The sequence below is a fragment of the Mammaliicoccus sp. FSL K6-3158 genome (assembly GCF_038005105.1).
GTDB lineage: Bacteria > Bacillota > Bacilli > Staphylococcales > Staphylococcaceae > Mammaliicoccus > Mammaliicoccus sciuri.
Genome location: NZ_JBBOSL010000001.1, coordinates 326158 through 350111, shown reverse-complemented (window position 1 = coordinate 350111; position 23954 = coordinate 326158). Strand labels below are relative to the sequence as shown.

Below are 23954 nucleotides of genomic sequence, written 5' to 3'. Positions count from 1 at the left end.
AGAAGTTAAATGTAATTTTACTATAAGTGTCTATTAAATAAAATAGTAAAAGTCCGAGACATTCTCATTCGTCTCAGACTTTATATTCCTTACATTTCCATATCATGTATTTTCATCATTAAACCATGTGGTATATCATCATGTTTGACGACTTCTTTTTTATAAAATGTTTTGCCGTTATCGTTTGAAATTAATTTTACAAAATCACCTTTTTTAGGTTTGAAATCACTTGTTGATTCGATTTTGATATTTTCCGTAACTTCATTATTTTTCTCACTTACTACTTTTTCTGCAGTTGTACTATTCTCCATATATCCGTAGTAAGTACTTTTTTGCGTTGAAAATAACAATAAAGCTGCGACTGCTAAAGCTACGATAGCTAAGCCACCTATTAATAATATTGCTGATTTTTTATTCATTGAGAATCCTCCCTAATGTACATCATAATGCGTATAAGCATTTTATGAAATAATCACGCATCAATCTTCTTAAATTCGACATATTTATTTAGTATTTTTCTCTCTTAAAAAAATCATTAAAAGTTGAATAACTTGCGATAAATGGTAAAAATCATCATACTATAATTGAAAATATCTAAAGGAGTGGAAAAAATGAACCAAGAACAATTTGAAAAAATAAAAAATGGTAAAGGTTTTATAGCTGCACTAGATCAAAGTGGTGGTAGTACTCCAAAAGCTCTTAAAGATTATGGTATTGAAGAAAATCAATACAGCAATGAAGATGAAATGTATACACTTGTTCATGAAATGAGAACACGTATCGTAACATCTCCAGCCTTTACTTCTGAAAAAATATTAGGTGCTATTTTATTTGAACAAACAATGGACCGTGAAGTTGAAGGTCAATATACTTCTGACTACTTAGCTTCAAAAGGTATCGTTCCTTTCTTAAAAGTAGACAAAGGTTTAGCAGATGAAGAAAATGGCGTTCAGTTAATGAAAGTCATTCCTGGTTTAGATGAGTTATTACAACGTGCAAAAGAACGTAATGTATTCGGTACAAAAATGCGTTCAAATATTCTTGAAGCAAATCAAGAAGCTATCGCTAAAGTTGTAGAACAACAATTTGAAATTGGTAAACAAATTATCGAAGCAGGATTAGTTCCAATTATCGAACCAGAAGTGAACATTAATGCTAAAGATAAAGAAGAAATCGAAGATATCTTAAAAGAAGAAATCGCGAAAGAACTAGATAAATTAAACGACGATCAATACGTAATGTTGAAATTAACAATTCCAACAAAACCAAACCAATATAAATCATTAATCGAACACCCTAACGTTGTTCGTGTCGTTGCATTATCAGGTGGTTACTCAAGAGAAAAAGCAAATGAATTACTGAAAGAAAATGACGGACTTATTGCAAGTTTCTCACGCGCATTAGTAACTGACCTATTCGCTGGACAATCAGCAGAAGAATTTAATAACGGATTACAAGACGCAGTAGATTCAATCTATGACGCTTCAGTCAATAAGAATTAAAAACATAACAAAAGGCTTGGACAATTTATTAGTGTCCGAGCCTTTTTTATATTGGGGTTAAATTCGGCATAAAACTTTTAATACTTTTTAATTCAATACACTTTTTCTTTGATTTACTTTCTGGAATACTACTTTATTAATAGCTTCTTCTACTACTTTTTTATGTTTCTTTTTCTCCCAATTCATTGAATCAATGGATTCTCCTTCATATTCTTTATATTTATAGAATTTTGATAGCACCATGATTCCTGACAAGATATTACATTCCAAAATTGTACCTTCTTTATCTGTAACTACTATCGCCACTTTACCAGGTCTTAAAAACTTTTTAGTAATCCCCACTCCTAAATAGCCTTCTGAATATTTTGAAGTGAGTTTTTTAATTTTTTTCTGATAATATATTCCATGGTAATAGTTTGCAACTGCTTGTAATAGAACAACGATAATTAATAGTATAATAAACCCGAAATTTTCCATATATTAAACCTACTTTTCTATTTAATATTTTCTAAAATGATTTTCCCTAATATAACTGGTGAGTTCGCAAAATTCCCTATTGTAGAGCCTGCAATATGCGGTGTAATCGTAATATTATCTAATTTATTATATGGATGTTCTAATGGTAGCGGTTCTTTTTCATATACATCTACTGCAGCACCTGCTATTTCTCGACTTTCTAATGCTTTAATCAAATCTTCTTCATTTATAAGTCCAGATCTAGCAGTGTTTATGACGACAGCACTTTCTTTCATGATTTTAAAGTGTTCTTTATTTAACATATCTTTTGTTGTATCTGTAAGTCTATAATGCATTGTAATGATATCCGCTTCTTTGACTAAATCATTTAGATTATTAACTTGTCTATCTTCACTTTGACCATCATAATACTCATCAAAATATAATATTTCTCCACCAAATGGTCTAAGTAAGTCAGCTACTCGTTGACCGATAGCACCATAGCCGATAATACCAACTTTAGAATTTTTAATTTCTGGTGCTAGTACTCCATTTGGATAGTGTTTTTCCCACTTACCTTGCTTCAAGTTAAAATGACCTTTAGCAATATTTCTAATTTCAGATAAAATCATACCTACTGTAAATTCGGATACACTTGTAATACTTCTACCTGGTGTATTAAAAACTTTAACACCTGCTTTTTCTGCATACGCATGATCCACATTTTCAATACCTGCACGTAGCACACCAAGTATTTTTAAACTCGTAAATTTATCTATTGTTTGTTGATTAATTGGTGCGAATTGAGTAATAACAATATCAAAAGTTTCAGCATCATTTAATAATTCTTCAGGTAGTTCAACTGCGTCTGGTCCATTTTTTTCTAATTTAATATTATCGAGTTGAAGTTGTTCTAAATCATCGTGTTTCCATTCTCGTATAGTTACATCGATACCATTATTTTTCAATTCTTGTAAACCTACGTCCATCATATCTTTATCAATAAATAAATCACTAATAGCCAAACATTTCATCGTATCTACTCCTCTGTCTGTAATTTTACTGACACTCTATAACTACCTCTTGTGCTCGCTTTTTCAAAAGCACTTTGAATATCATTGAGTGAAAATGTTTCTTCTATTAGAGGACTGACATCAATTTTTCTGCCACTAATCAATTCTGCTGCATCTTCAAAATCCTCTATACTAGATCCATATGTTCCAACAAAGTAACTTTCACGATAATGTATATAATTAGAATCGACATCAAGTTCTGGCGCAGGATAACCCGCTGCAAAAAATAGAATTTGTCCTTCTGTATTTTTGATAATATCTAATGATTGTTGATTTGCTGAAGCCGTACCAACCGCAACAATTACAATATCAGCACCTTGACCAGTTAACGCCATGATTTTTTCTTTTAAATCTACTTCATTAATATCTATTACTTCAAAACCCAGTTCTCTTGCTTTCTTCACTTTGACTGGATTCCTTTCACTCACAATAACGTTTGCTCCTTTAATTCTTGCAACTAAAGCATTTAGCAGCCCCATCGTACCTGCACCAATCACAACTAAATGATCATCTTTAGTGATCTTTAACTTCTTGATACCTCGTATAACTGATGATAGTGGTTCAACAAATCCTGCTTCTTGCGGAGATACATCATTGTTCACTTTCACGATACTTTTAGCGTTTCTTACAAAGTAATTTGCAAATCCAAATATACCAAAGTAGTCATCTGAGTAATTTTTACCGAATTGATGGATGTTCTGACAGTTTGTTATTTTTCCTTTAAGACATTCGTCACATTTCCCACAATAGTCATATAGCACACTTACTTGATCACCAATTTGATATGTTTCTGAGACTTTTTGTCCCTTATCAATAATGATGCCAGAAACTTCATGCCCTCCTGCCATAGGATAACCTTGATGTTCTCTTTTACCTTGCCATTGTTGATAATCAGTTGTACATATATTACATGCTTCTTGACGAAGTAATACGTCATGTTCACCTAATTCAGGTAATAACATCGATTTAACACTAGCTTTTCCTTGAGATTCTAAAACACCAAAGTCTATTTTTTCTATACTCATACTCAATCATCCTCACTTATATGAAAAATGACATGCCATATGCAATTAATACTGCTAGTGGTCCGGTTATTGTTCTTGAAAATAGAACAGCTGGTGCTGCAACACTGATTGTTTCAGGTTTTGCTTCTCCGAGTGTTAATCCAACTGGTATAAAGTCACAACCAACTTGTGCATTAATGGCAAATAAAGCAGGTAAAGCAATACTCATTTCAATATTTCCGCTTCCAATCTCATTACCAATTAATGTACCGATAATAGCACCAATAACTGCACCTGGAGCTAATAATGGAGATAAGAATGGCAACCCTGTAATAAATGCTAATATTACAAGACCGATGAGATTATCCGATAAAGGACTCAGTAATTTGGCAATAATATCACCAATTCCGGTATAATTGATAATTCCAATTAACGTTGCGACAAACGCCATAAAAGGTATAATATTTTTAATTACTGTATCAACTGTATCTCTACCAGATTGATACATAATATTCATAAACTTACCTGCACCTTTAGCGATTTTATCAATGATAAGCATCATTTTGTTTTTAGGTACTTCTTCCTCTTGCTGATGTTCTTGTTTTGCTTCTTTGATTTTTGTTTTTATATCTTCATTTCCAGATTGTGTCTCACTTTCACTTTTAGTAGCAGCTAATTCTTGAGTTTCTCCATCACTTACATTCTCTAAATCTTCCGGTGTTACACCAGATACAAATATATCTTCTGTCATGAACTTAGCTAAAGGACCAGACGGACTCATAACTTTTACATTTATCGTGGGAATCCCTATTCTTGGATAAGTTCCACATCTAGCTGTACCACCACAATCAATTACTGCAACCATTGTTTCTTCTTTTGGCACTGGATCTTTAAAGGAGTCAACTGCAGTTGTTCCCGTCATTTCTGCTATTTTTTTGGCAACAGGGTGAATACCACCACCGGTTACACTCACTACATATTTCAGTTCATCAGTGGCTTTCAATGTTAAGGGACCACCCCAACCTTGTTTCCCTTTATTAACCTTCACTATTTTAGACATTTCTTATCCCCCCTTAAATCATTTATCTTCGTTTAGAATATGATTTAAACCTTGTTTTTTGAATAAATGCATACTAATTTTTTCAGTTATAAAGCCTCTCATCAATATGACAATCAAACCAGTTAATAGAAACATTAAAGCTAGTGATGATTGATTCCCACCTGCTTTTGAAAAGCCATGCGCAATACCTAACCAAATAAATAATTCAGCAGAGTTGGCATGTGGGAAAAGTCCTGTTACTGGATGTAAAAATGAAACCGTTGAATCATAATATGCTGGTTTATATCGTTCAGGCAAAAATCTCCCAACCGTATAACACATAGGATTTGTAAAGAAGAATACAGCTAAAAATGGAACAAGTGTGTATCTTAGAATTGTAAATTTAGTGATTTTCTGAATAAAATTATTTACATTGTCTTCACCAATCAATTTTACTAATGCATTGATTGCCGTGATTAATACGATTAACAATGGAATAATATCCGTCATAAATCCCATAAACACTTCTGCGCCTTCTTCAAACATTCCTATGAAACCATCAGCTACTTTTGTTAAGAAATTCATTAAACATCACCCCTATATTTTTAATAAAGTTTAATCTTTTCATTTAAAGCAAGCTCTGGAAAATGAGATGGTGTTACTAAAATCGCGCCAGGTAAAATTTCTGTATTTTCAACATCTGAGAAATAAATTGAAACATGACCTAATGTATCAAAATTTTCATTGGCTTCTGATCCTACTTGAACAATATGATATTCATTATTTCCAATAGATAATGTGCTACCTTCAACTAAATTATGACCATTGTCTTCTTCAGGTACATGTAAGACTGATATGTCAGCTAATTCAGGTGGTGCATCCTTTCCAAATAATACTAATAAATTTTCCTGTTTAAACTCTTCTACTAACGATCCTATTTCTACTATTTTTGAACTAAACATTTTGACACCTCTTTATATTATTTGAATGTTTGATCTTGTAATTTTCTAAGTTTCCAAACTGTTGTATTTGTATCTAATGAAACATTATCTTCTGTTAAGAATTCACCTTCATTGATATCTTGATTTGCTGTTACATTTCCTGAAATCAAGCCAATCGGAATATGTTTTTTTTCTACAGTTTCTTCATGCGTTTCCATCAACCCTCTTACACAATAACCACCAATACCATCAATGCTTTCGCCGGCTTTTATATCTTTCTTAGCAACTGCAACTGTTTCTGATACTGGCCCTTCAATTGGAATAATGGCATAGTCATGGTTTAATACTGCTTTAGCAATTGTTAATGGTGTTTCTAAACTTGCTAAATGGAAAGGTCTATATAAGATATGGTGATCTCTATCACCTTTTTTCAATAAATAATTTAATTCGTTTGCCACACCAACGTTCTTACCTTTAACAATAATAAATACACCTGGTGCTAACCCATCGACGTATTCAACTACTTCAAAATTATTTAATACGCCACCATTTTCATTTGAATTCAAATCATCTAGTACAGAATCTAAATCTCCTTTTAATCCATGCATACCAACAACATCTGGTTTATATCCAGTTGCATTAGATAATAATGTCATCTCTGCCATTGTTTTTGTACCATCTTGAAAAGCAGCTAACATATGAGGTGCCATATGTTTACTCAATGCTTCTTCCCTTGCAGTATCTGGATTAGCTGTAGGGATAAGCGGATTATTCTTACCTTTACCTGCAACAAGTACTTCCAATCCCATTGATTTAGCAAATTCAAATAATCCAAGTGTTACTGCAGGTTCATCTCCATCAGATCCTGTATAAACTAAATTAGCTGAATCATACAATTTCTTCATGATTGGTCCAATTGTGATATCAACTTCAACATTCAACAATACTAAATGTTTCTTAGCTAATAATGTTTCTAAAGCAATTTGTGCGCCAACTTCAGGTACACCTGTTGCATCAACTATTACTTCTGGTGCTTCGTCATGAATAATTTCTTTAAAATCATTTGATACTTTTATATCTACATGAACTTCACTAGACTCATTAAATGCATCTTTAGCTTTCTCTGCATTTTCTAATTTAATATCACTTATACCTACAATTACCATTCCTGGAATATGCGCAATTTGTGATACCATACCAAATCCCATTTGACCTGCTCCAATAATACCGACACGTATTGGATTACCTTCACTTTCTCTTTCTTGCAATTGGCTGTATATAGTCATTCAAACATCTCCTTTTACATTTGTTCAATCATTGAAATTATGTTCTTGAGTGTTATAATAACAATGTAAGCGCTTAAAGTCAAATGTAAATTTACATAAAATGATTCTAATAATTTCCAATTAATCATGTTATATTTATAAATAAGGAATAGAAAGGATTTAAATTATGTCTATATTAGATGATACAAGAATGATGATTAAAGTATGCAAAATGTACTATCAAGAAGGACTCAGTCAAAATGAAATTGCAAAAAAAATGAAAATAAGTCGACCTACAGTATCGAGGCATTTAAACCAAGCCAAAAGAAAAGGTATAGTCGAAATTAAGATTAATGAAAATGATTTACTAGAATTGGAAAAAGAATTAGAAGAAAAATACAAAATAAAAGAAGTCATTTGTGTTCAAAAAAACCACAACTTAAAATCTACATTAGGGAAAAGCGCAGCCGACTACATTTTAAGAAACTTAAAAGATGGTGATACATTAGCCGTTTCAGCAGGAACTACTGTTGATCAAGTCGCAAAAATGTTAACCACTCATAAAACTTTTCCAAATTCATTATTAATTCCTTTAGTCGGTGGTATGGGGAATGTCACAATAGACATACATGCAAACCACATAGTTGATACCTTTAGCAAAAAATTAGGTACAAAAAGTTTATTCTTGCATGCACCAGTCGTTGTAGATGATAAATATTCGAAAGAATTTATCATGAAACAGAAATTCGTTCAGAACATTACTGAAAACTATTCCAAAACAAAAATAGCAATTGTCGGAATAGGATCTAATCCTTTAGAATCAACAATGGTATCTGCTTATAACGATGAACTATCAATAAGCGATGTTTCTAAAATTAATGCAACAGGTGATATATTCTATAATTTTATCGACAAAGACGGTAAACAACTTGATTGTGAATGGAACGATAAAGTAATCAGTATTTCTTTTGAAGAATACAAAAAGATTCCACTCAAAATTGGTGTCGCAGGTGGTATAAATAAAGCATCAGCCATACATGCGGCATTAAAAAATGAATTAATCGATGTGCTCGTAATAGACGAAGAAACAGCGATTAATATATTGGAGAAATACTGATAAAACAAAAAACTTCACATTAAAAAACCAGTATAAATCCATTTTATAATGGATTTATACTGGTTTATTTTGTTATTTTATTATGTTAGATGTGTTTCATTGAGCTGACTTAATTCGGAAATAATTTTCCTGCTATCTGTATTTAATTGTTTAACAAATACTGTATTGTTTTTATCTTCGAATTTTTTCACCATTGAATCGATTGCATTGACTGCTGAGTCATCCCATAAATGTGCGTGTGTAAAGTCTAATTCAATCTGACTATTCTCAATAGAAAAGTCTAGCTGATTCATCATTGAATCGATTGAAACAAAGAATATTTGTCCGGTGAATGAATATTTATAATAATGATTTTCTATCGTTTGATGAACATGAACATTCGATATTTTAGTAGCAAAGAATAACGAGCTAAATATTACGCCGACAATAACGCCTATAGCTAAGTTATGTGTAAACAACACGATTATCACTGTCAAAATCATAACGACCGCATCTGTTCTTGGAGCTTGCTTAACGTACTTAAATGATTTCCAATCAAATGTACTTATTGATACCATCACCATAATACCCGCTAAAATCGGCATAGGAATTTGTACAACTACATCTCCTAATAATAGGATGAGAATGATTAAGAAGACACCCGCCGTAAATGTTGATAATCTACTTGTTGCACCTGATTTTACATTGATGACAGATTGACCAATCATAGCACAGCCACCCATTCCTCCAAATAGCCCAGTGATAATATTGGCAATACCTTGACCTCTAGATTCTTTATTTTTATTACTATGAGAATCTGTTGCTTCATCAACAATTTTAGCAGTTAATAAACTTTCTACTAATCCTACAATTGCCATTGATAAAGCATACGGCAAAATGATAGTTAATGTCTCTAAGTTAAAAGGAACTTGTGGTATTAAGAAATTCGGAAATGCTCTTGTTATCGTACCTAAATCGCCAACTGTTCTTACATTAGAACCTGTTACCATATATAGCGTTGTTAATAAAATAATTGCGATAAGCGGTGCAGGAATGGCTTTGAAATATTTTGGTACAATATAAACAATAAGTAATGTAACAACTATATAAATATATGTACTTATTGAAATACCGAATATATGCTCAAGTTGAGACATAAAAATCATAATCGCTAAGGCATTTACAAATCCAATCATGACTGACCTTGGTATAAACTTCATGAGTCTACCAATTTTGAGAATTCCTAATATTAACTGTATAATACCCATGAGTATCGTTGCTGCAAATAAATAATCGACACCATGTTCTCTTACTAAAGGTGTTACAATAAGCGCAACAGCTCCAGCAGCTCCAGATATCATAGCAGGTCTACCGCCTACTATTGAAGTTGTCGTAGCAATAATAAAAGCAGCGTACAATCCTACCATTGGATCTACACCTGCAATTATAGAAAACGCAATGGCTTCAGGTATAAGTGCTAGCGCTACAACAATACCAGCTAGTAAATTTTTCCCTGGATTAGAAAGCCATTCTTCTATATAAGATTTAAACATTATACATACTCCTATTTTATATATTTTCAATAGTGCTATTATAAACAAAAGAGTTTCATATGTATACATTTATGAAACTATTGAGGTGAAATTTATGAATTATGGTTATATTAGACCAATCGAATTATATGATACAGTCGCTGAACAACATTCAAAGTTAAGCAAATTTTCGTTAACAATTATTGAAGAATCTCATGCACAAACTGACATCAGAAAAGAATTAAATACTTTATTTTATAGTAAATTACAAAGCGGGGATAAATTATACATAACTGATTTATGTATACTTGCAGATACCTCATATCAGTTAGAAGAACTCATTGAAATTGCCCAGGAAATCAATGTGGATATTCACATTATTAATGCTCAAATAATAATTAGCCGACATGAACAAATGAATTTTAATAAATTTTTAAATCTACTTAATCAGTTTCAAAGCGATATGATTAAATTCAGAACTAAGTCTGGTATTGCAAAAGCCAAAACAGAAGGTAAGACTATCGGAAGACCAAAACGAAATGATCTTAATTTAAAAAATGCCATCGAAATGTACCATTCTAAGAAATATACTTTAGAAGAAATTAAAGAAGCGACAAACATTAGCAGAGCAACATTGTATAGACACTTAAATAAATAATAATTAGGGACACAATTCTGGGAAATGTCTCTTAGACATACTGTTGGAGACACAATTCTGCAAAATGTCCCTTAGACATACTGTTAGAGACACAATTTGGAATTATGTCCCTTAGACATACTGTTAGAGACACAATTTGGAATTATGTCCCTTAGATATGCTATTAGAGACACAATTCGGAATTATGTCCCTTAGACATGCTATTAGAGACACAATTTGGAATTATGTCCTTTAGACATGCTGTTAGGGACACAATTCTGGGAAATGTCCCTTAGACATACTGTTAGGGACACAATTCTGGGAAATGTCCCTTAGACATACTGTTAGAGACACAATTCAGAATTATGTCCCTTAGACATGCTGTTAGAGACAGAATTCTGGGAAATGTCCCTTAGACATACTGTTAGAGACACAATTCGGAATTATGTCCCTTAGACATGCTGTTAGAGACAGAATTCTGGGAAATGTCCCTTAGAAAAACCCTCTCTTATTACCATTATTCAGAATTATGATAGTTAGCGCGTTCTTATTACCACTTTTCAGAATTATGGTAGTTAGCGCGTTCCCATATAACAACTAAAGGCTGAGACAATTTCTGTCTCAGCCTTCTTACTTCTCCTATTATTTCATAACGCCTGCGTCTTTAGGGTGGACGCCATGTTTATAGTAATCTATTTCTTCTGGTTCTAATGGTTTTTTACCACGAATGATGTCTGCTGCTTTTTCTGCTAGCATCAATACTGGTGCGTGGATATTACCATTTGTTGTACGTGGCATTGCTGATGCATCGACTACTCTCAAGTTCTCCATACCGTGTACTTTCATTGTTAATGGGTCAACTACAGCCATTGGATCTGATGCTGGTCCCATTTTTGCACTACATGATGGGTGAAGTGCTGTTTCTGCATCTTTTTTAACCCAATCTAAAATTTCTTCATCTGTTTGTACTGAAGGTCCTGGAGATATTTCACCATCATTATATGGTGCTAAAGCTGGTTGTTTCAAGATGTTTCTTGCAACTCTAATTGCTTCTATCCATTCTTGTTCGTCTTCTTTTGTAGATAAGTAATTAAAGACAAATTTAGGTTTTTCAAATGGATCTTTAGATTTAATCTTCAAGCTACCTCTAGAGTTAGAATACATTGGTCCAATATGTACTTGGAAACCATGTTTCGTATCTGCTTTTTGTCCATCATAACGTACTGCTAATGGTAAGAAGTGGAACATTAAGTTTGGATAATCAACTGTATCATTAGATCTTACAAATCCTCCACCTTCAAAGTGGTTACTTGCTGCTGGTCCTTTTCTACCGAAAATCCATTGTAATCCGATAAATGGCATTTTAAATTTATTTAAACTTGGTTGTTCAGATACTGGTTTAGAAGATGCGTGTTGTACATATACTTCTAAGTGGTCTTCAAAGTTTTCACCTACACCTGGCAAGTGTACACGTGTCTCTATACCTAATGAGTTTAAATGTTCAGAGTCACCAATTCCAGAAAGTTGAAGTAATTGTGGTGTATTGAACGCTCCACCTGATAGAATGACTTCTCCTGCAGCAACTGTATGTGTCTTACCATTTTTCTTGAATGTTACACCAGTTGCTCGTCTACCTTCATAATTGATTTCTGTAACAAAAGCTCTTGTTTGAACAGTTAAATTCTTACGTTTCATAGCTGGTCTTAAATAAGCAAGTGATGCTGAAACGCGTCGACCATTATGAATTTGGCTATCAAATGGTCCAAATCCTTCTTGTCTAAATCCATTTACATCAGGTGTCTTATTGTATCCAGCTTGAACGCCCGCTTCAAAGAAAGCTTGGAATAATGGATTTGTTGCTGGTCCTCTTCTTAATTTAATTGGACCATGGTGACCACGATATTGATCTGATTTATCTGCTCCAAAAGCTTTTTCTAATCGTTTAAAATATGGTAAACAATTCGCAAACTTCCATGTTTCCATACCTTCAGGTTCTCCCCAACCTTCATAGTCCATTGGGTTTCCTCGTTGATAAATCATACCGTTGATTGAACTTGAACCACCGAGTACTTTACCTCTTGTATGTGCTACTTTTCTACCGCCCATGTGAGGTTCGCCATCTGTTTCATATTTCCAGTCATAGAAACGATTACCTGATGGATACATAAGTGCTGCTGGCATTTGAATCAATAAATCCCATGGATAGTCACTTCTACCCGCTTCTAATACTAATACGGTCTTATCTTTATCTTCACTTAAACGATTACCTAATACAGATCCGGCACTTCCGCCTCCAATAATTATATAATCATAAGATTGCTTCATCTCAAAATCCTCCTATATACTCGTTCTTCTTTGTTGTATTTATTTACTAAACCAATTCACCGGCTCAGGTTGAATATTTGTATAAATGTGTTTAGAAATTAAATATTCTTCTAAACCTTCTTTACCTAACTCTCTACCAATACCAGATTGTTTATATCCACCCCATGGTGCTTGTGCAAAATATGGATGGAAGTCATTAATCCAAACAGTACCCATTTTCAATTTATTGGCTACACGATTTGCTTTAGCGATATCTTGCGTAAATACGCCGCCTGCGAGTCCATAAATAGAATCATTCGCTAATTCAATCGCTTCTTGTTCATTAGAGAATCCTTCAATTGTTACGACAGGTCCAAATACTTCTTCTTGGACAATTCTCATAGATGTATCACAGTTTGTAATAACAGTTGGTTCAAAGAAGAAACCATCTTGTAAGTCTGCCCTGTCTGGTCGTTTACCACCAGCAGCAATTGTCGTACCTTCTTCTTTCGCAACTTCTATATATTTTTCAACTTTATCGCGGTGTTCTCCTGAAATTAATGGTCCCATCTCAGTTGTTTCATCAAAGCCATTACCGATTTTAATTTTATTAACACGTTCGACTAAAGCTGCTTCGAATTTATCTTTAATATCGTTATGTACGATAATTCGTGACCCTGCTGAACAAACTTGACCGGCATGGAAGTAGCCACCATTTAATGCTTGATCAATTGCTAAATCAAAATCTGCATCATCGAATATAATATTCGGATTCTTACCACCTAGTTCTAGTGCAATATTCGTTACATGGTCTGCTGCACGTTTCATAATATGCTTACCTGTTTGAATACCACCTGTAAATGAAACTAGATCGACTTCTTTATGAGATGCTAATACTTCACCAACTTCAGAACCTTTACCTAGTACAAGGTTGATGACCCCGTTAGGAAATCCAACTTGTTCCATTAATTCAAATACACGAATTGTTGTTAATGGGGTAATTTCACTTGGTTTCATAACTAACGAACAACCTGTTACAAGAGCAGGTGCTATTTTCCATGAAGCTTGAAGTAACGGATAATTCCAAGGCGTAATTTGCGTTACAACGCCTACAGGTTCTTTTACTAATTTACTTTCTGAATGAGGTATTGGAGAATCAATAATTTCACCACCATCATGTCCTGCTAAACCTGCAAAATACATAAATACATTATGAATATCATCCATATCTGCATATGATTCTTCTAATGTCTTACCAGTATCTAATGTTTCAAGTTCTGCTAGTTCTTCTTTATGTTCTTTAATTAAATCTGCAATGGCTCTAACTTTACGACTTCTATTCTCAGTCGTTTCACCTGACCATTCACCAGTTTCAAATGACTGCCTAGCTGCTAAAATTGCTTTTTCAGCATCTTCTCCTGTACCTTCTGCTACTGAAATCACAACTTCTTGATTATATGGATTCACAATGTCGCGAGTCGCTTTATTAGAAGCTTCTACCCACTCACCATTTATAAATTGTCGTCTAGATAAATGCTCTATATATCCCATTCAAAATACCTCCGTTAACTTTGTTAAATTTTTATTTAACGAACTTTACAGATTTTATGTTAGCATAGAATTATGAAAGACGTCAAATTTCCAAAGTTCATTTATGGTTTGTTTTTAATAGGTATTTCAAATAGACAAGTAATGGAAAAGCAACTACAATGTATAAGGATTCATGGTACAATTAAGGTAACTATTGGAGGTGTATGTAGTGGTACGTTCAGATAACTACGAAAAACAATTAGACCAAGCTAAAGACATCGTGATTAACGGTATTGGAGAAACGATGGATTTATATGGTATTAATCGAAGTGTTGGAAATTTATATGGGACGATGGTATTTGAAGGTAGTATGACACTAGATGAAATGCGCGAACAACTTCAAATGAGCAAACCAAGCATGAGTGCTGGTGTTAAGAAACTACAAGAATTTGATATCGTCAAACAACAATTTACAAGAGGAAGTAGAAAACAACATTTCATCGCTGAAAAAGACTTCTTTATCTTCTTTAATAACTTTTTCTCTAGAAAATGGGATCGAGAAATTTCTATTAATATGGATTCTGTTAAAGACGCAGAAATCTTGCTACAAAAAATCATAGATGCAGATGATGTCGATGAAGAAACTAAAGAAGAAGCAATCACCATTCATACACAATTAGAAGAATCAAAAGTATATTATGAATGGTTAGCAAATATCAGTAATGCTATTAAAACTGGAGAGATATATAAGTATTTCCCAATACCAAGTCATGATGACAAATAAGTAAAAGCGCGAGGTAGCAATGCATACCCCGCGCTTTTGTTATTTTTAGTGATATTAGTATTTGCACCTTTGGCCAGAACTGCTTGTAACGGCTACTTTATTTACAAAACTCGTAAAAATTGTAAATACTAACAGCCTTATGAACACTTCTTGCCAAACTTGTTCATAAACACTCCACCACAATACAAAAAGCTCACAACACTAGCTAGCGTTGTGAGCTTCTTCATTATAAATATTGATTTTCTTTTAAGTATGCAACGATTTTATCTACAGATTCTTCTACACTTTCGTTTTCTGTATCAATGACTATTTCAGGGTTTGATGGTTCTTCATATGGTGCATTAATGCCAGTGAATTCTTTAATTTCACCGCTTCTTGCTTTCTTATACAGTCCTTTTGGATCTCTTGATTCACACTCGTCTAAACTACATTTAGTGAAGACTTCGATGAATTCACCGTCTTCAAGGATATCTCTAACTGTATTACGGTCTTCTTCATATGGTGAAATGAATGCTGTCATTGTGACAACACCTGCATCTACCATTAATTTACCGACTTCACCGATACGACGGATATTTTCTTTTCGATCTTCTGGACTGAATCCAAGGTTTTGGTTTAATCCATGACGAATATTATCTCCATCTAAACGATATGAAGTGATATTTTGTTCAAATAATGCTTTTTCTAATGCTACAGATATTGTTGATTTACCTGATCCTGATAAACCAGTAAACCAAATCACAACACTTTTATGACCGTTACGTTCTTGTCTTTGTGCTTTTGTTACTTCAGAATCATGCCATGTAATATTTGTTGACGCGCTCATTATTCCACTCCTAAAGAAATTAATTTTGTCTTAAACCTTTAATTAATACATCTGCTACTTCTGGTCTTGAGAATTCTTTTGGTAATTGTTCACCGTTACGAAGTTTCTCTCTTACTTTTGTTCCACTTAAATGAACATGATTTGATTTGTCATGAGGACATGTCTTTGCTGTTGTCATGTTGTCACAAACTGTACAGAAGAATGCATGTTCAAATTTAAAGATTTGAATGCCAATTTCATTTTCATATTGTGAAATTAATTCTTGTGCGTCATATGTACCATAGTAGTCACCGACACCTGCATGGTCACGTCCGACGATAAAGTGCGTACAGCCATAATTCTTACGTACTAATGCATGTAAAATGGCTTCACGTGGACCAGCATATCTCATTGCTGCTGGATAAATAACAAGACGTGTTCTTTCTTTAGGATAATAATGTTTCAAGATAACTTGATAACTTTCCATTCTTATTTCAGCTGAAATATCATCAGACTTCGTTTCACCAACTAAAGGATTTAATAATAATCCATCAACTGATTCAAGTGCTATTTTTTGAATATATTCATGCGCACGATGAACTGGGTTTCTCGTTTGGAAACCTACAACTGTTTTCCATCCTAATTCTTTAAATAATTCACGTGTTTCACTTGGGTCTAAATGGAAATCACTAAATTCATCATGCTTTGGTCGATCAACTAATTGGATTGGACCAGCTAAATAAACATTACCTTTTTCATATACACGTTTCACACCTGGATGATCCACATCTGTTGTGCCGTATACATTTTGAGCTTCTTTAGCTTTATCATACGTGTATTTCTCTTCAAGTTTTAACACACCATATAAATGATTGTCTTCTCCATATAAAGCGATGTCTGAACCTATTTCATATTTGTTTGCTTCTTCTTCAGTAACCGGTAATGTAATTGGAATACTCCATACAAGTCCGTTTTCTAGACGTAGATTTTCAACGACACTGATATAATCTTTCTCGCTTAAAAATCCTGTCAGTGGACTGAAACCACCAATTGCGATTAATTCTAAATCTGATAGACTCCAAGGATTTAATGTTAATTTAGGATATGATTGTGCCGCTTCAATAAGTTCTGCTCTTTCTTGACCTGTTACTTGGCGATTAATTAATTCTCCACCATGAGCTTCGATTGTTTCTTTAGTCTTTTGAGTTGCTGATACCATCAATATTCACTCCTATTAATTAATTTGATCTACTTCTTTTGATTTTTGATTTTGAATATTAAAAGGAAATTTATTATGTTGGTAAAGTGTGAATAGTACTAGACCTAACCAAGCAAGGATAATAACACCTTTTATAATATTGACTGTTGCTTCACTGCTAATTAAAGTACCTAATAAAACACTACTATTTGTAAATATGATTAGACCACCGACAAGTACTGCTAAAACATACACCGGTAAAGTCTTCACTAGCCATGCTGAGAACGGTGCTGCTACGACGCCACCAAATGCTAACGCAACGACGAGTAAAATATTTATTTGACTCCAACCTAAGAAGATAATAAATCCTAATGAAGTTGAAATTGTCACAAAGAACTCACTCGCTGAAACTGTTCCGATAACATATCTTGGTTCAATTTTATTTCTTGATAGTAATAATGGTGTGTTGACTGGACCCCAACCACCACCACCAATTGCGTCTAAGAATCCTGCAATTGCACCTTGTGGAACAAGTAATAAAGCTGAAAATCTGCCATCTTTCACTTGTTGGTTTTGCTGTTTTTTAAATACAAATTGATAAATAATATAAATTCCCATTGATAATAAGAATAAGGCGATGAATGGTTTAATAAAATCACTGTGCAGGTTGCTCAATACACCCGCACCGATAAATCCAGTTATCGCGCCTGGTAAAGCAAGTTTTAGAATAATAGACTTGTCAACATTTTTAAACTTTAAGTGTGAAAGTCCTGATGCTGCTGTTGTTGCCACTTCTGAAAAATGAATGGTTGCAGATGCGATTGCTGGTGCCACTCCAAAAGTTAATAGTAATGATGAAGAGGTTGCACCAAATCCCATCCCAAGAGAACCATCTATAAGTTGTGCTAAAAAACCTACTAATGCAAATATCGTTAACTTTCGCATAAGCTACTCCTCTCTGGCTTTCTATTTAAGTTGTCGTTTCAACCAATTGATTAATTTATTTTGCTCATCCGTATCAAAATATTGATGAGACAAAATGTTCTCTAATAATTGGTTTTTTTCTGTTTGCTCTATTTCTAGTGATTTAATGATTGTGCGACATTCATATAAAAAATCTACATATTCTGTATAATCTACTGAATATTGTTGTTCTAAATCTTTCAAAATATTACGCACTAACTTTGGGCTTGCACCATTTGATGTGACGCTTATCTGCAACTTACCTCTATTTAATGTCCCAGGAAATATCACATTGCCATCTTGTGCATCACCGACCATGTTGATTAGACAATGTTTAGGGGTGTTATCTTTAATGACATCGGTTATTTCTGGTGAGTTCGTGGCATTTATAATAAAATCAACATGTTCTATATCAGATATTTCAAAGTCCTTTTTGTGCCATTTCAATTTCCCTTCAATTTCATATTGCTTTAAATGGTCTGTAAGTTCTGGTGAAATAACATGAATCAACGCTCCACTATCTATCAGTGCGTTCACTCTACGTTCAGCAATTTTACCGCCACCAATAACTTTGACGATTTTATCTTGTAAATCTAAATTGATTGGAATGTATGCCACAATAAATCATCCTTTAATCTGATATTTAAACTGTTTGAGTCGTCAGTGTTTCTAATACGCGATCTTTCAATGCTTCTTGTATGGATGGATGATGACCTAAATGTTCGCATACAATGATGTCGCTTTTCGTATTATGTTCTGCTGCTGTTTGCTCTATGTGACGCTCCAAGACACCTGTAAACCAAAGATACGGTGCAATGAATACTTGTGAATATTCTTCATGTAATGCATCTTGCAAAGCTTCTTCAAAAGATGGCTCACAGGCAGCTAAGTAACACACTTCTACATTTTTAAATGCTGTCGATTCATATAAAGCTTGACCTATAGCTGTTATATCTATCTTCGTTTGCGGATTGTAACTGCCTCTTCCAACAACAAGTAATTTAGCATCTTCTTGAATCGCAACTTTCGTTTCTTCAATACGTTCTTTAAGAATGGCTGTTAATCTTGATTGAACACCTAAAGGCTCTCCATAAGTGAAAGTTACTTCTGGATATTGTGTCTTAATTTCATCTATCTCTTTCGGTATATCTTTAAAATAGTGACCTGCACTTAGTAATAATACGGGTATAACGGATATTTCGGTTGCACCTTTTGCTATTAACTTTTCGACACCTTGCTGAATATCCGGTTGTGCTAATTCTAAGAAACAAATTTCTTGTAAAGGTATATCAATAGACTGTTTCACTGATTCTATAAAAGAAATTGCCTCATCTGTCGCTTCTTTAATTCTGCTACCGTGACTGACATATAACACGCCTATCATTGTATCCCTCCAGTATTAATAAATAAGTTGTGGAACGTTCTGTTCTGATGCCACTTCTTCAAACCAGCTCATGCGTTCTCTTAGTTTGACGACTTCTCCAATAACAATCATTGCAGGGTTTGTGATTTGTTCTGATTTCTCTACGATGTCTTCTAAAGTCCCTGTCACTGTTACTTGTTTCTGTGAAGTTCCACAATGAATTAATGCTACTGGTGTTTGAATATCTTTACCATGTTTCACTAATAATTTTTGGATGTCAGGCAACTTCTTTACACCCATATAAATACAAAGTGTCTCAGGTCCTAGTGCTAAGTGTTTCCAATATTCATCTTCATCAACACTGTCTTTCATAACACCTGTTATAAAGGCAACAGATGAACTATAATCTCTATGTGTTACTGGAATACCAGCATAAGCTGGTGCTGCAACACCAGCAGTAATACCTGGAACCACTTCGAACGGAATATCATAGCTATTTAATGTTTCTGCTTCCTCGCCACCACGACCAAAGATAAATGGATCGCCACCTTTAAGTCTTGTTACGGTATAACCTTCTAGAGAAAGTTTTACGAGCAATTCATTAATTTCTTCTTGAGTTAAAGAGTGCTTATTTGGACTTTTACCGCAATAAATCATTCTCGTGTCTTCAGTTGCATAATCTAATAATGCTTTATTAACGAGTCGGTCATATAATATGACATTAGACTGTTTAATGGCTTTAATACCTTTAACCGTTATTAAATCTGGATCGCCCGGTCCTGCACCAACCAAAAATACTTTCCCCATTCTTACACCCCATTTTCTGATTAACTGTGGAAGTCTTGTCCTGAATGCACTTCTTTAATAATGCCTTTACGGATAACAAAGTCTCCAAAGTGTTCTCCATCATTTTTTTCTTTACCGTATTGAATCAGAATTGGTTTTAAGCTTTCTAAAATCTCATCTTCACCAATATTTTCTTTAAATAGTTTATTTAAACGATCTCCAGTGAATCCACCGCCAAGATACATATTATATTTACCTGGCGCTTTACCAATAAATGCAATTTCAGCTAATGCTGGTCTTGCACATCCATTTGGACACCCTGTCATACGAATCGTTATTTCTTCTTCATTTAATCCTGCTTCATCTAAAAGTCCTTCTATTTTATTAATAAGTGTTGGTAGATAACGTTCTGATTCAGCCATCGCTAAACCACACGTTGGAAACGCAACACATGCCATTGAATTTCTTCTAAGTCCTGTGTAATGTTCACCATCTGTAATTCCGTATTTATCAATAATTTTTTGAATTTGTTGTTTTTTACTTTTAGCTACATTGGCAATGATTAAGTTCTGGTTTGGTGTTAGACGGAAGTCTCCAGTATGAATTTCAGCAATTTCTCTAAGTGCTGTCTTCAATTTGTAGTCAGATGTATCTTTGACACGTCCATTTTGAATAAATAATGTAAAGTGCCATTTTCCGCTTCCTTCAGTCCAGCCATATCGATCACCATTATGTTTAAATTCAAATGGTTTCGCTTCTTCAATTTCCCAACCTAAACGTTTATTCAATTCTTCACGAATAAAATCAACACCAAGACGGTCAACAGTATATTTAAATCGTGCATTCTTTCTGTTTTCTCTATTACCATGATCACGTTGGATAGTTAAAATTTTCTCACAAACATCTACCGCTTCTTCTTTAGGGAAGTAGCCTAATAAACGTCCTACTTGAGGGTATGTCTTCGTATCACCGTGTGTCATACCCATACCGCCACCGACTGTCACATTAAATCCGACTAATTGTTCACCTTCAATAACTGCAATCAATCCGATATCTTGTGAATAAACATCAATATCATTTGATGGTGGTACGGCGATACCTATTTTGAATTTTCTTGGTAAGTATGTCTTACCGTACATTGGTTCAACTTCTTCTTTTGTATCGATAATTTTTTCATCGTCTAACCAAATCTCGTGATACGCACCAGTTTGAGGTGATAAGTGATCACTTATTTGTGTAGCAAGTGTATCTACTTCTTTGTGCACGCCTGACTGATATGGATTTGGATTACACATGACGTTTCTGTTAACGTCACCACATGCTGCTAATGAATCCATGACTGCATGATGGATACTTTGCATTGAACTTTTTAAATTTCTTTTCAAGATGCCATGGAATTGAAACGCTTGTCTTGTTGTAAGTTTGATTGTGTTATTAGCGTATTCTGTTGAAATATCATCCATCGCAACCCATTGATCAGCAGTAGCCGTACCACCTGGAACTCTAACTCTAATCATGAAACTATATGCTGGTTCTAACTTTTGTTTACGACGCTCATCACGAATATCCCTATCATCTTGCATATAACTACCATGGAATTTAAGTAATTTAGTATCGTCTTCAGCTATTGCGCCAGTTATTTCATCTGCTAAACCTTCTTTAATTGTTCCTCTTAAATAATTACTTCTATTCTTAATGTGTTCCATTTCATCTAATTTGTCGGATAAATTAGTTTGAGTGCTCACAATATTGCCCCCTCTTAATAAATATCTCTTTGATATCTTCTCTCTTTTTTCAATTCAGTTAAAAATTCTTCTGCTTCTTCTTCGTTATAATGTCCTTCTTTTTGAATGACATTTAAAATGGATTGATGCACATCTTTAGCCATATGTTTTTCATCTCCACATACATAGATTGCTGCACCTTCTTGAATCCATTGATAAAATTCTTTACTGTTTTCTTCAATTCTATGTTGTACATATACTTTTTCTTCTGAATCTCTTGAGAACGCGACACTTAATTTATCAAGTACGCCATCTTTCAACCAACCTTGCCATTCCGTTTGGTATAAGAAGTCTGTCGTAAAGTGTTGTTCACCGAAGAATAACCAAGCTTTATTAGTAAGTTCTAATTCTTCTTTTTCTTGAATATATGATCTAAATGGCGCAACACCTGTACCTGGTCCTATCATAATGACAGGCGTTTCACTTGTTTTAGGGAACTTAAAGTTAGGATTCTTCTTCAAATAAATCGGTACTGTATCACCTGGTTGTAATCGTTCTGCAAATTGTACTGAGCAAACACCTTTTCTATCTCTATCATGAGAGTGATAACGAACTGCTCCTATAGTAAGATGTACTTCATCAGGTGCTGCTTGATGACTACTTGCGATTGAATATTCACGAGCTGGTAATTTTCTCAATATTTGATGCAAAGCATCTGGTTGCAAATCTTCAGGTGGAAAATCATTTAATAAGTCTATTAAATCGCGACCTTCAACGTATCCGTAAATCCATCGATCTTTTTTAACTTTTTCAGATAACACACCATTCCCGAAGATATTCGCAGCCTTTGTGACGATTGGTTTAGTTAATTTTGTAATTTCGAAATGATTAGTTAATGCATCACGTAAACTTAATGTATCGCCTGAATCATTAATTGGCACAATTTCTTCTGGATCCCAAACGAGTGTTTCAATTAACTCTGATACAATTTCGGGATCATTTTTAGGGAATATGCCGATACAATCGCCTGGTTCAAATGAATCATTGAAACCTTCTAAAGAAAGTTCGATATGTCTAACTTCTTTATTTGAACCTCTACCGTTTAAATTAATATTCTCTAAAATTTCAGCTTCATACGGATTAGAGCGTGAATATGTTTGAGTAGCTGATAAATCTTCAGCATCTAATTTAACGGGTTCCTCTGCCGCTTGACCTGATACTTGTCCGATTGAATTTAAAATGTCTTCCATCCATTTCTCAGCAGGTTCATCAAAGTCTAGATCACAATCTACTCTTGGATGTATTCTCTCTGCACCTAACTCTTCTAATCTCTTATCAAAATCTTTACCAGTCTGACAGAAGAATTCATATGATTCGTCACCAAGTGCTAACACTGAGAATCTAACATCATTCAACTTAGGTGCCTTACGACTATGTAAAAACTCATGGAATGTAATTGCATTATCTGGTGGATCTCCTTCTCCATGAGTCGCTGTGATAATAAATAAATCTTCTACTTTCTTTAAATCTTTAGTCTTAAAATCTTCCATACATGCAAGATTGACATTGAATGATTTTTCTTTTAATTTACTTTCTAACGTTTCAGCTAAACCTTGAGCATTACCTGTTTCAGAACCAAACAATACCGTAATATCTCGCTTCTTAAACTTAGGTTCACTGCTTACTGCTGTAGATTGTTCAACAACAGGTGCACTTGCTTGACCACCTTGCACGACTGACGCCGATAAGTAACCACTCAACCAAATCTTTTGTTCAGTTGTAAGTGTTGCAAATACTTGATTTAACTTTTCTGACTGCTCTTGATTAAAAGGGCTATTTGTTACTGATAATTCCAAAGATGTCACCTCATCCTGTCCAATTATTTAAGTTTTAAATACTATTCTTATGGGAATAGTCTGATTTATGCTAAAAAAAGATTAATAAATCTCTTA

General features: G+C 33.9%; 23 protein-coding genes. 4 read left to right on the top strand and 19 right to left on the bottom strand.

The annotated features are described in order from the left end of the window. Positions 1-89: 89 nt before the first annotated feature. Entirely contained in the window at positions 90-419 is a 330-nt protein-coding gene (locus MHH94_RS01540; protein ID WP_025907313.1) for a DUF4889 domain-containing protein, read from the bottom strand. Between the two features lie 192 nt (positions 420-611). Between MHH94_RS01540 and MHH94_RS01535 the strand changes: the two genes are divergently transcribed. Next, on the top strand, positions 612-1502 hold the full coding sequence (locus MHH94_RS01535; RefSeq protein WP_058592149.1) for a fructose bisphosphate aldolase: 891 nt from the start codon (positions 612-614) through the stop codon (positions 1500-1502). 87 nt (positions 1503-1589) lie between these two features. On the opposite strand, the gene MHH94_RS01530 is transcribed toward MHH94_RS01535, so the two are convergent. From MHH94_RS01530 to MHH94_RS01500, 7 genes are read right to left on the bottom strand one after another with little or no spacing between them, the layout of a single operon-like run. After that, positions 1590-1979 (bottom strand): transcriptional regulator GutM, encoded by a 390-nt coding sequence (locus MHH94_RS01530; RefSeq protein ID WP_232181813.1) that lies wholly within the window; start codon positions 1977-1979, stop codon positions 1590-1592. Between the two features lie 17 nt (positions 1980-1996). After that, positions 1997-2992, bottom strand: coding sequence for a 2-hydroxyacid dehydrogenase (locus MHH94_RS01525; protein ID WP_325880336.1), 996 nt, complete (start codon positions 2990-2992; stop codon positions 1997-1999). Between the two features lie 5 nt (positions 2993-2997). Beyond that, complete coding sequence (locus tag MHH94_RS01520) at positions 2998-4056, bottom strand: zinc-binding dehydrogenase (protein WP_232181811.1); 1059 nt, start codon at positions 4054-4056, stop codon at positions 2998-3000. Positions 4057-4072: 16 nt separating this feature from the next. Beyond that, the gene (gene srlE, locus MHH94_RS01515) at positions 4073-5095 is read right to left on the bottom strand and encodes a PTS glucitol/sorbitol transporter subunit IIB (RefSeq protein ID WP_232181810.1); all 1023 of its coding nucleotides are present in this window, start codon (positions 5093-5095) and stop codon (positions 4073-4075) included. Positions 5096-5113: 18 nt separating this feature from the next. Then, the gene (srlA, locus tag MHH94_RS01510) at positions 5114-5659 is read right to left on the bottom strand and encodes a PTS glucitol/sorbitol transporter subunit IIC (protein ID WP_078355263.1); all 546 of its coding nucleotides are present in this window, start codon (positions 5657-5659) and stop codon (positions 5114-5116) included. A 20-nt stretch (positions 5660-5679) separates the two neighbouring features. After that, positions 5680-6036 carry a PTS glucitol/sorbitol transporter subunit IIA gene (locus MHH94_RS01505; RefSeq protein ID WP_084755984.1) on the bottom strand — a complete coding sequence of 119 codons (357 nt, stop codon included), beginning with the start codon at positions 6034-6036 and terminating at the stop codon, positions 5680-5682. Positions 6037-6053: 17 nt separating this feature from the next. Continuing rightward, positions 6054-7301, bottom strand: a complete 1248-nt coding sequence (locus MHH94_RS01500) for an NAD(P)H-dependent oxidoreductase (protein ID WP_078355265.1) — start codon at positions 7299-7301, stop codon at positions 6054-6056. Between the two features lie 166 nt (positions 7302-7467). Between MHH94_RS01500 and MHH94_RS01495 the strand changes: the two genes are divergently transcribed. Continuing rightward, complete coding sequence (locus tag MHH94_RS01495) at positions 7468-8397, top strand: sugar-binding transcriptional regulator (RefSeq protein ID WP_084755987.1); 930 nt, start codon at positions 7468-7470, stop codon at positions 8395-8397. An 80-nt stretch (positions 8398-8477) separates the two neighbouring features. Here the strand turns inward: MHH94_RS01495 and MHH94_RS01490 are convergent, their stop codons facing one another. Further along, a complete protein-coding gene (locus MHH94_RS01490; protein WP_107603124.1) occupies positions 8478-9929 on the bottom strand; it encodes a SulP family inorganic anion transporter in 1452 nt (483 codons plus the stop codon). A 94-nt stretch (positions 9930-10023) separates the two neighbouring features. Here MHH94_RS01490 and MHH94_RS01485 point away from each other — a divergent pair, with 94 nt between their 5' ends. Further along, complete coding sequence (locus tag MHH94_RS01485) at positions 10024-10566, top strand: recombinase family protein (RefSeq protein ID WP_078355268.1); 543 nt, start codon at positions 10024-10026, stop codon at positions 10564-10566. Positions 10567-11187: 621 nt separating this feature from the next. On the opposite strand, the gene betA is transcribed toward MHH94_RS01485, so the two are convergent. Together betA and betB are read right to left on the bottom strand one after the other, a co-directional pair. After that, positions 11188-12870 carry a choline dehydrogenase gene (gene betA, locus MHH94_RS01480; RefSeq protein ID WP_058592143.1) on the bottom strand — a complete coding sequence of 561 codons (1683 nt, stop codon included), beginning with the start codon at positions 12868-12870 and terminating at the stop codon, positions 11188-11190. A gap of 39 nt (positions 12871-12909) precedes the next feature. After that, positions 12910-14400, bottom strand: coding sequence for a betaine-aldehyde dehydrogenase (gene betB / locus MHH94_RS01475; RefSeq protein WP_058592142.1), 1491 nt, complete (start codon positions 14398-14400; stop codon positions 12910-12912). 208 nt (positions 14401-14608) lie between these two features. Between betB and cudC the strand changes: the two genes are divergently transcribed. Next, the gene (gene cudC, locus MHH94_RS01470) at positions 14609-15163 is read left to right on the top strand and encodes a choline uptake/conversion transcriptional regulator CudC (RefSeq protein WP_048540526.1); all 555 of its coding nucleotides are present in this window, start codon (positions 14609-14611) and stop codon (positions 15161-15163) included. Between the two features lie 226 nt (positions 15164-15389). Here cudC and cysC read toward each other — a convergent pair whose 3' ends face one another. Genes cysC through MHH94_RS01430 form a run of 8 tightly spaced genes read right to left on the bottom strand, consistent with a single transcriptional unit; the run spans position 15390 to position 23858 of the window. Next, the gene (cysC, locus tag MHH94_RS01465; protein ID WP_084755998.1) at positions 15390-15989 is read right to left on the bottom strand and encodes an adenylyl-sulfate kinase; all 600 of its coding nucleotides are present in this window, start codon (positions 15987-15989) and stop codon (positions 15390-15392) included. A 19-nt stretch (positions 15990-16008) separates the two neighbouring features. Then, positions 16009-17187, bottom strand: coding sequence for a sulfate adenylyltransferase (sat, locus tag MHH94_RS01460; RefSeq protein ID WP_084756001.1), 1179 nt, complete (start codon positions 17185-17187; stop codon positions 16009-16011). Positions 17188-17202: 15 nt separating this feature from the next. Then, complete coding sequence (locus tag MHH94_RS01455) at positions 17203-18111, bottom strand: sulfite exporter TauE/SafE family protein (protein ID WP_025907279.1); 909 nt, start codon at positions 18109-18111, stop codon at positions 17203-17205. A 21-nt stretch (positions 18112-18132) separates the two neighbouring features. Next, entirely contained in the window at positions 18133-18747 is a 615-nt protein-coding gene (locus MHH94_RS01450) for an NAD(P)-binding protein (protein ID WP_078355270.1), read from the bottom strand. Between the two features lie 25 nt (positions 18748-18772). Beyond that, the gene (locus MHH94_RS01445) at positions 18773-19513 is read right to left on the bottom strand and encodes a sirohydrochlorin chelatase (RefSeq protein WP_058592138.1); all 741 of its coding nucleotides are present in this window, start codon (positions 19511-19513) and stop codon (positions 18773-18775) included. A gap of 15 nt (positions 19514-19528) precedes the next feature. Continuing rightward, a complete protein-coding gene (gene cobA / locus MHH94_RS01440) occupies positions 19529-20299 on the bottom strand; it encodes a uroporphyrinogen-III C-methyltransferase (protein ID WP_058592137.1) in 771 nt (256 codons plus the stop codon). A gap of 20 nt (positions 20300-20319) precedes the next feature. Then, positions 20320-22023: an NADPH-dependent assimilatory sulfite reductase hemoprotein subunit gene (locus MHH94_RS01435; RefSeq protein WP_411353507.1), complete on the bottom strand. Its 1704-nt coding sequence runs from the start codon at positions 22021-22023 to the stop codon at positions 20320-20322. Between the two features lie 14 nt (positions 22024-22037). Further along, entirely contained in the window at positions 22038-23858 is a 1821-nt protein-coding gene (locus MHH94_RS01430; protein WP_232181808.1) for an assimilatory sulfite reductase (NADPH) flavoprotein subunit, read from the bottom strand. Between the last annotated feature and the right edge of the window lie 96 nt (positions 23859-23954).

Coding starts and splice junctions, on each gene's coding strand:
- MHH94_RS01490 (WP_107603124.1), bottom strand. CDS start 9,929: ATGTTTAAATCTTATATAGAAGAATGGCTTTCTAATCCAGGGAAAAAT.
- betA (WP_058592143.1), bottom strand. CDS start 12,870: ATGAAGCAATCTTATGATTATATAATTATTGGAGGCGGAAGTGCCGGA.
- cobA (WP_058592137.1), bottom strand. CDS start 20,299: ATGGGGAAAGTATTTTTGGTTGGTGCAGGACCGGGCGATCCAGATTTA.
- MHH94_RS01495 (WP_084755987.1), top strand. CDS start 7,468: ATGTCTATATTAGATGATACAAGAATGATGATTAAAGTATGCAAAATG.
- MHH94_RS01535 (WP_058592149.1), top strand. CDS start 612: ATGAACCAAGAACAATTTGAAAAAATAAAAAATGGTAAAGGTTTTATA.
- betB (WP_058592142.1), bottom strand. CDS start 14,400: ATGGGATATATAGAGCATTTATCTAGACGACAATTTATAAATGGTGAG.
- MHH94_RS01540 (WP_025907313.1), bottom strand. CDS start 419: ATGAATAAAAAATCAGCAATATTATTAATAGGTGGCTTAGCTATCGTA.
- srlA (WP_078355263.1), bottom strand. CDS start 5,659: ATGAATTTCTTAACAAAAGTAGCTGATGGTTTCATAGGAATGTTTGAA.
- MHH94_RS01445 (WP_058592138.1), bottom strand. CDS start 19,513: ATGATAGGCGTGTTATATGTCAGTCACGGTAGCAGAATTAAAGAAGCG.
- MHH94_RS01520 (WP_232181811.1), bottom strand. CDS start 4,056: ATGAGTATAGAAAAAATAGACTTTGGTGTTTTAGAATCTCAAGGAAAA.
- MHH94_RS01525 (WP_325880336.1), bottom strand. CDS start 2,992: ATGAAATGTTTGGCTATTAGTGATTTATTTATTGATAAAGATATGATG.
- MHH94_RS01500 (WP_078355265.1), bottom strand. CDS start 7,301: ATGACTATATACAGCCAATTGCAAGAAAGAGAAAGTGAAGGTAATCCA.
- MHH94_RS01485 (WP_078355268.1), top strand. CDS start 10,024: ATGAATTATGGTTATATTAGACCAATCGAATTATATGATACAGTCGCT.
- MHH94_RS01505 (WP_084755984.1), bottom strand. CDS start 6,036: ATGTTTAGTTCAAAAATAGTAGAAATAGGATCGTTAGTAGAAGAGTTT.
- MHH94_RS01455 (WP_025907279.1), bottom strand. CDS start 18,111: ATGCGAAAGTTAACGATATTTGCATTAGTAGGTTTTTTAGCACAACTT.
- sat (WP_084756001.1), bottom strand. CDS start 17,187: ATGGTATCAGCAACTCAAAAGACTAAAGAAACAATCGAAGCTCATGGT.
- cysC (WP_084755998.1), bottom strand. CDS start 15,989: ATGAGCGCGTCAACAAATATTACATGGCATGATTCTGAAGTAACAAAA.
- srlE (WP_232181810.1), bottom strand. CDS start 5,095: ATGTCTAAAATAGTGAAGGTTAATAAAGGGAAACAAGGTTGGGGTGGT.
- MHH94_RS01530 (WP_232181813.1), bottom strand. CDS start 1,979: ATGGAAAATTTCGGGTTTATTATACTATTAATTATCGTTGTTCTATTA.